At 62.3% G+C, this 2,340-nt stretch carries 3 protein-coding genes and 1 pseudogene; 1 reads left to right on the forward strand and 3 read right to left on the reverse strand.

What is annotated here, in order from left to right:
- The coding region (locus EOC06_RS41115) for a hypothetical protein (RefSeq protein WP_206631339.1) at positions 1–241 on the reverse strand (241 nt) is incomplete at its 3' end.
- 3 nt (positions 242–244) lie between these two features.
- Complete coding sequence (locus tag EOC06_RS36065) at positions 245–1,786, reverse strand: hypothetical protein (RefSeq protein WP_128310032.1); 1,542 nt, start codon at positions 1,784–1,786, stop codon at positions 245–247.
- A 68-nt stretch (positions 1,787–1,854) separates the two neighbouring features.
- Between EOC06_RS36065 and EOC06_RS41120 the strand changes: the two genes are divergently transcribed.
- The gene (locus EOC06_RS41120; protein ID WP_189367590.1) at positions 1,855–2,028 is read left to right on the forward strand and encodes a hypothetical protein; all 174 of its coding nucleotides are present in this window, start codon (positions 1,855–1,857) and stop codon (positions 2,026–2,028) included.
- Positions 2,029–2,030: 2 nt separating this feature from the next.
- On the opposite strand, the pseudogene EOC06_RS36075 reads toward EOC06_RS41120, so the two are convergent.
- A pseudogene (locus EOC06_RS36075) lies at positions 2,031–2,309 on the reverse strand (DDE-type integrase/transposase/recombinase); the annotation flags it as partial.
- Positions 2,310–2,340: the final 31 nt, after the last annotated feature.

The following is a 2,340-nucleotide window of genomic DNA, read 5'->3' on the forward strand; positions in this document are numbered from 1 at the left end:
GATTGGCGCCGCTAAAACGGCCTGTATCCTTTGGTAGCCCAGCATAGGCCGGTCCCATCTTACTGGCGCTATCGAAGCCCAGCCCCGCGACAACCATGCATTGGAACGCCAATGCCGCCCGATCGAAGTCGGATACTGGTTTCCCGGCAAGCACCTTCAGCGCGACGGCTCCGCCGCTCGTCACCATGTTGGCAAGGTGGAAAAGACCCTTACTGTAGGCGTCCCGAATCCCTGCCGGCACTTGTTAGCATTCGACCGACGAGATCTTCGCCTTGTCGAGGGCTTCGCTGTATTTGAGGCCCTTGCGGACGTATCCGAGAGTCGCGTTGACGAGCGCGCCGAGATCCGCACGAACTTTGGCGTCGCTTTGATGCGTGTCCTGGGCCAGCGAGCGAATGCCCGGATCGGCCGTCATGTCCAGCGAGCCGAGCCCCTTATTGTAGTCCATCCCATAATGCGCCTGCATCTGGGTCGCGGTCAGCCGATCGATATGGTTCGGCGACATGAAGCCATCGATGAAATGTCCCAGCGCGTCGGCGGCTCCTTGCGAATAATACTTCAGATCCGCAGGCGTCATCATGCTCTGCAGCAGCCCGTACTCGCGCATATGCAGCCGAACGGCGTCGCCTGCCTTGACGCCATGCGCCGTCGCGGTCTTAAGAATGCCTCCGTCCACGACATCGGACTTCATGGTTTCGAGAAGCATCTGCCGGATCGGGGGCGTGTCGTAGATCTTCTGCGCCATGGCCGGAGCGAAGGTGTTTCGCATCCAGCTTTGAATGGCAGGGTCGTTCTGTAACCGATCGATCCGCATATGGAACGATCGTAAGGTCTCCTTGTCGTTCGTGAAGACCGCCTTCGGACTCTTCTGCGCGACCTCTTCCTTGAGCCCGACATAGCGTCCGAGGCTCGACTGGAGATCGTAGAGGTAACGAACCTTTTGTGCCGGCGTCAGATTGACGCCCTTGCTCCACAAGCAATCGGGATTAGACTCGAAGTGGTTGTCGATCCGACCGATCTGCTCAAGCAGGACCTCGTTCTGAAGTCCGTCGACCTCTTTCATGAGCCCGTCCCATTTAGGGGAAAGCGCCGAGAGCGGTGGCAGAGGGCCGTTCGTCGTCAATGGAAGAGGCGCGATCGGCCCGCGCCCGAAGGGGTCCCTCGGGTTCGGTCGGCCAGGCCCCACCGGACCCTTCATGCCCGGCTGCGGATGCGGCCTCATGGACGGTGGGTATTGAAACGCCCGGGCATGGCCGCGGGGGTGGGGCGCCGCGGAGTCATGCCCCTTGTGCCACCCCGGCCAGTTCGGCGGGGGCATGTGATTGCGACCCCATTTCGCGCCGTCGACCCCGGCCGCCTCGGCGCCCTGGGGCGTCACGGCCAGCGCGGTGGAGCGATCGTGGTGACCGGGAAGCGCCCGATCGTCCGTCTTCGATACACCGAGCTGAAGCGCGGAGCCGGAAGGGACGTCGGTCCCGCCGTGCCCGACCGAAAGCTGGGTCCGACCCGGCATGTCCGTGTTGGCGTCGCCCGAATGTTGTCCAGCGCCGCTGGACCCCTCCTTAGAGTCGCGGCCGTGAAGGCTCGCCCGCTCGCCCGCCGATCTCGGCTTCGCCGCCTCACCCGAATGCGGCGGAGACTGCGGGGAAGCCGCTGTCGCGGACGAGCTGTCCGCCGACTGCCGGCTCTTTCCCTTAGCCGTGGAAAGCGAGGATTCGAAAGCCTTCTGCGATGTCGGGGAGCACGTGTCCGAGGTTCGCGGTGTCGTCGTCAGAATGTTGCTCATCAGGGCTCCGATGCTGAACACAGTATTGGCTCCTCCCGACCAAGTTCAAACTGAAACCGAGAACAGCCATGACGGTGTTCGGGGCGATTTCGACTCTGCATCGAGGCCTAACAGTCCTGCGCAGCCAAGGCGAGCCCGCCTGGCCGCCACTTGCGCTGTTTGAGGCGATGCTGCTGTCGATCTGGTACGACGGCGATGTCACGTTGTCTGCATATACACGCGTTGAGACCTGCGGCCGCTGATGTCAGCTGACCATGGCCACGGCTTTCCATTCCGCCATGGCCTGCAGGCGGTGAATTTGTGTCGCGAGAGCGCCGCGTTTTGAGCGAGGCGGGACGAAGAGATTGCGCAGAGCCGAGAAGATCGAAACGAAGCGTTGCAGTGCTCCTGGTGATCGGAAGCCTTGCATCATACGCTCCCGTTTTCGCAGCGGCACATGTGCATTCTCCGCCCGGTTGTTCAATCCCTTATGCGACCGATGCTCAACGTCCGGCATCACCTGTCGCCTGGCTGCTCCATAGGCCTAATCGGCCCGAAGCTGATGAGGTGGAACG

Source organism: Mesorhizobium sp. M7A.F.Ca.MR.362.00.0.0, from assembly GCF_004023175.1.
GTDB lineage: Bacteria > Pseudomonadota > Alphaproteobacteria > Rhizobiales > Rhizobiaceae > Mesorhizobium.

Bases quoted from the DNA above. Each gene is read 5' to 3' on its own strand.
- EOC06_RS36065 (WP_128310032.1), bottom strand. From the start codon at position 1,786: ATGAGCAACATTCTGACGACGACACCGCGAACCTCGGACACGTGCTCC.
- EOC06_RS41120 (WP_189367590.1), top strand. From the start codon at position 1,855: ATGACGGTGTTCGGGGCGATTTCGACTCTGCATCGAGGCCTAACAGTC.